This is a genomic window from Micromonospora sp. S4605 (assembly GCF_003176715.1).
In the GTDB taxonomy this organism is placed as follows: domain Bacteria; phylum Actinomycetota; class Actinomycetes; order Mycobacteriales; family Micromonosporaceae; genus Micromonospora; species Micromonospora echinaurantiaca.
On sequence record NZ_QGSW01000418.1, the window covers coordinates 1 to 6,018 of the forward strand.

2 protein-coding genes and 1 pseudogene are annotated in these 6,018 nt (G+C 76.9%); all 3 read left to right on the forward strand.

Annotation, left to right across the window (positions count from 1 at the left end):
• Positions 1-749, forward strand: a pseudogene (locus DLJ47_RS36050) (hypothetical protein); the annotation flags it as partial.
• 191 nt (positions 750-940) lie between these two features.
• On the forward strand, positions 941-4,096 hold the full coding sequence (locus DLJ47_RS32845; RefSeq protein WP_158289925.1) for a non-ribosomal peptide synthetase: 3,156 nt from the start codon (positions 941-943) through the stop codon (positions 4,094-4,096).
• A gap of 6 nt (positions 4,097-4,102) precedes the next feature.
• Positions 4,103-6,018: condensation domain-containing protein (locus DLJ47_RS32850; RefSeq protein ID WP_146228260.1), on the forward strand; the 1,916-nt coding region annotated here is incomplete at its 3' end.

Sequence of the window (6,018 nt, forward strand, 5' to 3'; positions counted from 1 at the left end):
GGACGCCGCGCGCCAGCGCGCCGAGCAGGCCGTCGCCCGGTCGGCGTCCCGGCCGGGCGGAGCAGGCCGAGGCGGCCCGGGACGAGGCCCGCCGGGTGGCCAGCGCCGCCGAGGCGCTGCGGGTGCAGGCCGAGCGGGACCGCGACGCGGCCCGCACCGAGCTGCGTACCGTGCGCGCGGAACGGGACGCCGAGCGGCGCCGGGTCACCGACCTGACCGCCGAACGCGACACCGCCCGCGCCGACGCCGACCGGGCCACCCGGGCCGCCACCGAGGCCGCCGAACGCGCCGAGCGGTGGCAGGCCGAGGTCACCGACGTGCGCCGCCAGATCGAACAGGCCCGGACCGACACCGCGCGGGCGCGGGCCGGCGCCGCCGACGCGGTACGGGCCCACGAACGGGCCGACCGCGCCCGGGAACGCGCCGAGGTAGCCGCCCGCGAGGCCGACGCCGGCCGGCAGGAGGCGGTGGACAGCGCCGTGCGGCTGCGCGCGGAGCTGGCGGCCGCCGCCGCCCAGCGGGACGCCCTCACCACCGAACTGGCCGCCGCCCGCCAGGCCAGCGCCGCGGCCGAACACCGGCTCGCCGAGTTGGCGGTACGGCTGCGCGCCGCCGAGGCCGACCGCGACGCCGGCCAGCAGCGGGTCGCCCAACTCGCCGGCCAGGTCACCGACCTGGCGGCCGCGCTGGCCCGGCTCTCCGGCCCGGCCGTCCCCGCCGAGCCTGCCGCCGGCGCCGCCACCCGCTGACGCGCCAGCACCGGCTGTCAGGCCCAGGACACTCCCCGTTCATCAACCGTCCATTCAGGTATTTACCCTGAGCGATCCTCCATGCACTCCTGGCGATTCTCGGGAGGCATCCCGGCGCGGCCCGCCCATAGCATCGGCGATGACCGATGCGGGATCCGGCGTGTCGGGGGGATTCCGCGGGGGGAACGCAGGTGCAGGCCACGTCCGACGAGTACGTCTTCGCCGCGTCCTTCGCCCAGGAGTGGATCTGGCTGGCCAGCCAGCTCGGCGCCGAGGCGTCGGCGTACAACCTGCGGTCGCCGATCCTGCTGCCACCCGGCACCGACGCCGGCGTACTGCGCGCCGCGCTCACCGAGCTGACCCGCCGGCACGAGCCGCTGCGCACCGCGCTGCGCACCGCCGACGGCGCGCTGACCCAGGTCGTGCACGCCGACGTGCCGATCGAGCTGGCCGAGACCGACCTGTCCGGCCTGGCCGAGCCGGAACGCTCGGCCCGCTTCGCCGAACTCGTCGCCGCCGACCTGGCCGCCCCGTTCCTGCTGCACCGGGCGCCGCTGTGGCGGGCCCGGCTGGTGCACCTGCCGCAGCGCCCCGCGCTGCTGTTCACCGCGCACCACACCGTCTTCGACGGCAGCTCCCAGCCGATCCTGGAGGCGGAGGTCGAGGAGCTGTGCCAGGCCGCGCTGCACCGGCGGGCGCCCCGACTGCCCACCCTGGAGATCCAGTACGCGGACTACGCGGTGTGGCAGCGCGACCAGGCCAGCAGCGCCGCCGCCGAGGCGGACCTGGCCTACTGGCGCGAGCGGCTCGCCGACACCCCGCCGGTGCACGGGCTGCTGCCGGACCGGCCGCGTACGGCGGCCACCGGGCGCCCCGGCGCGGAGGTCACCTTCGACCTTCCCGGGCAGCTGCGCGACACCGTCGCCGAGGTCGGCCGCCGGCACTCGGCCAGCAGCGCGATGGTGCTGCTGGCCGGCTACGCCGCGCTGCTGCACCGGCTCAGCGGCGACCCGCAGGTGTGCGTCGGGCTGCCGGTCGCCGGGCGGAACCGGCCCGAGCTGGCGCCGCTGATCGGCATGTTCGTCAACACGCTGGTGCTGCGCATCGACCTGACCGGCGACCCGAGCTTCGGCGAGCTGATCGGCCGGGTCCGGGAGACGATGCTGTCGGCCTGGGAACACCAGGACCTGCCGCTGCCCCGGCTCGTCGAGGCGCTCAACCCGCCCCGGCTGCCCGGCGTGCAGCCGCTCTACCAGCTCGGCTTCAACCACCTCGGCCAGGTGGGGCTGAGCACCAGCAACGGGGTGGCCCGCGAGGAACTGCTGCTGGAGGTCAGCGACACCGCCGGGCGGCTGGAGTACCGCAGCGACCTGTTCGACGCCGACACCGCGCGGCGGATCGTCGGGCGCTGGCTGACCCTGCTGCGCGGCGGCCTGGCCCGGCCCGACCGGCCGCTGTCCGCCCTGCCGCTGCTGCCCGCCGCCGAACGCGACCTGCTCGTCACCGGCTGGGCCGCCGGCCCGCCGGCGCCACCGGCCGGTCCCGGGGTGGTCGAACTGATCCGCGCGCACGCCACCAGCACCCCCGACGCGGTCGCGATCCGCGACGCCGGCCGGTCGCTGACCTACCGGCAGCTCGACGAGCGCACCGGCCGGCTGGCCGCCCGGCTGCGGGCCCTCGGCGCCGGCCCCGAGCAGCTGGTCGGGGTGGCGCTGCCCCGCAGCGCCGACGTGGTGGTGGCGATGCTGGCGGTGCTGCGGGCCGGCGCGGCGTACGTGCCCCTGGACCCCGGCTACCCCGCGCAGCGGCTGGCCCACCTGGTCACCGACACGGCCGCCACGGTGGTGGTCACCTCCGCCGCGGTCGCCGACGCGCTGCCCGCCGGGGCGTACCGCACGATCCTGACCGACGACCTCGACGGCGGCGCCGACCCGGACGCCGCCGCGGCGCCCGCGCCGATCCACCCGCACGGCCTGGCCTACGTGATCCACACCTCCGGCTCCACCGGCCGGCCCAAGGGCGCGATGATCGAGCACCACTCGCTCGCCGCGCACGCCACCTGGTTCGCCCGGCAGCACGCGCTCACCCCCGCCGACCGGCTGCTGGTGCTCGCCTCCCCCAGCTTCGACCTGTTCGGCCAGGAGGTCTACCCGGCCCTGGTGGCCGGCGCCACCCTGGTGATCGCCCCCGAGCAGGGTGCGCTCGACCCGGACGCGGTGCTCGACACCCTCCGCCGCGAACGGGTCACCCTGCTGTCCTGCGTACCGACGGTGCTGCGACACCTGGTCGCCCACCCCGGCCTGGCCGAGGCGACCGACCTGCGGCAGGTGGTCTGCATCGGCGAGCAGCTCGACGGCGACCTGGCCGCCGACCTCGCCGCGGTGCGCGCCGTGCCGCTGCACAACCTCTACGGACCGACCGAGACGACCATCGCGGTCTCCGCGCACACCGTGCCCCCGGGCGCCCACCCGGCCGGCGCGGTACCGATCGGCATGCCGATGCCCGGCGCCCGGCTGCACCTGCTCGACGAGCGGGGCGACCCGGTCCCGGTAGGCGTGCCGGGGCACCTGCACATCGGCGGCGGCCCGGTCGGCCGCGGCTACCTGCGCCGCCCCGCCGCCACCGCTGCCGCATTCGTGCCCGACCCGTACGGCCCGCCCGGCGCCCGGTTGTACCGCACCGGCGACCGCTGCCGCTGGCGCTCCGACGGGACGCTGGAGTTCCTGGAGCGGCTCGACCGGCAGGTGAAGGTCAACGGCGCGCGGGTGGAGCTCGGCGAGATCGAGACCGCGCTGCGCGCCCAGCCCGGCGTCGACCAGGCCGCGGTGGCGGTCCGCCCCGACGGTCACGGCGGTCGGCGGCTGGTCGGCTACCTCACCGGCGACGCCGACCCGGCGCGGCTGCGCGCCGGGTTGCGGGCCGTCCTGCCGGGGCACCTGGTGCCGACCGCCTTCGTCACCCTCGACGCCCTGCCGCTGATGCCCAGCGGCAAGCTCGACGTCGCCGCGCTGCCCGACCCGGCCGACGCCGACGACGCCCCGCCGACCGTCACCGCCCCGCGCACCGGCGCCGAGGAACTGGTCGCCGCGGCCTGGGCGGAGGTGCTCGGCGTCGGCTCGCTCGGCGTGCACGACAACTTCTTCGACCGGGGCGGGCACTCGCTGCTGGCCAGCCGGGCCGTCGCCCGCATCGGCGCGGTCCTGGACGTGGACGTCCCGGTCTACATGCTCTTCGCCCACCCCACGGTCGCCGAACTGGCCGTCCAGGTCGAACGGCTGCTGGTCGCCCGGCTCGACGAGATCTCCGAGGACGAGGCCGCCGCGCTCCTCGCCACCTACGAAAGGTAGCCCCGCATGTCCGCAGCCCCGGAGTCGGCGGCCCGGGAGGTACCGCTGTCCGCCACCAAGCAGGCCCTGCTGGAGCGGCTCCTGCGCCAACCCGCCGACACCGGCGTGGGCCGGATCGGCCGCGCTCCCGCGGACGCGCCGCGCAGCCTGTCGTACGCGCAGGAGCGGCTCTGGTTCGCCGACCAGTTCGCCACCGGCTCGGCCGCCTACCACGTGCCGGTGGCGGTGTGGCTGGACGGCGAGGTGGACCCGGCCGCGCTGGGCGACGCCCTCGGCGACGTGGCGGCCCGGCAGGAGAGCCTGCGGATGCGTTTCCCCGCCGGCGACGACGGCCAGCCGACGGTGGTCGTCGACCCGCCCGGCCCGGTGCCGCTGTCCCGGGCCACGGTCACCGCCGACGACCCGGACGGCGCCCGCCGGCAGGCCGGCCAGCTCGCCCGCGAGCACGCCGCCGACCCGTTCGACCTCGGCACCGGCCCGCTGTTCCGGGCCCTGCTCGTCGAGTACGGTCCGCGCCGCTGGCTGCTGTCGGTGCAGGCGCACCACATCGTCAGCGACGGCTGGTCCATCGACGTGCTGGTCGGTGACGTGCTCACCGCCTACCGGGCGCGCCGCGCCGGGGCGGCACCCGACTGGCCGGCGCTGCCGGTCGGCTACGGCGACTACGCCCACTGGCAGCGGCACCGGCCCGGCACCGACCGGGGCCTGGCGTACTGGACCGGGCAGCTGGCCGGGGTGCCCGCCCTGGACCTGCCCACCGACCGGCCGCGCCCGCCGACGCAGCGCTTCGACGGCGCCACCCACCGCTTCGAGGTGGACGCCCCGCTCGCCGCCGCCGTCACCGCGCTGGCCCGCCGGCACGACGCCACCGTCTACATGACCCTGCTCGCCGCCTACCAGGTCCTCCTCGCCGGGCACAGCGACCAGCGCGACTTCGCCGTCGGCTCGCCGGTCGCCGGGCGTGGCCACCCGGAGCTGGAGCCGCTGGTCGGCATGTTCGTCAACATGCTGGCGTTGCGGGCCCGGCTGGACCCGGACGAGCCGTTCAGCGCGCTGCTGACCCGCACCCGGCAGCTGGTCCTCGACGGCCTCACCCACCAGGACGTCCAGTTCGAGCACCTGGTGTCGGAACTGGACGTGCCCCGCGACGTCAGCCGGTCCCCGCTGTTCCAGGTCACCTTCGCGTTGCAGAACTACCAGTTCCGCGACCACGGCGCGGCCGGCGCCGGGCCGGCGGTCAGCTGGGAGGTGCTCGACCTGTCGACCACCCGGTTCGACCTGGAGCTGCTGGTGGTGCAGACCCGCACCGGCGAGCTGTGGTGCGAGTTCACCTACAACACCGCGCTGTTCGACGCGCCGACGGTGGCCCGGTTCGGCGACCGGTTCACCCGGTTGCTGCGTACCGTGGTCGACCGCGCCGACGACCCGCTGCGCACCGTGGACCTGCTCACCGCCGCCGAACGCGCCGAGGTGCTGGACACGTGGGGTGCCCGGGCGGCCCGGTTCCCGGTCGAGCGGAGCCTGCACTCGCTGTTCGAGGAGCAGGCGGCCTGCCGCCCCGACGCCGTCGCCCTCACCTACGACGGTCAGCAGGTCAGCTACGCCGAGCTGAACCGCCGCGCGGACCGGCTGGCCGAGCGGCTGCGCCGCCTCGGGGTCGGCCCGGACACCCTGGTGGCGCTGCACCTGCGGCCCGGACCGGGCACCGTCACGGCGATCCTCGGCGTGCTCAAGGCCGGCGGCGCGTACGTGCCGTTGAACCTGGCCTACCCGCGGGAGCGGCTGGAGTTCATCCTCGCCGACACCGGCGCGCCGGTGCTGGTCACCGACGCGGCCCCCGGCGACGACCTGCCCACCCACTCCGGGCGGGTGCTGCGACTGGACGCCCCGGACGACGACCCGCCCGGAGTGGGTGGGCAGGT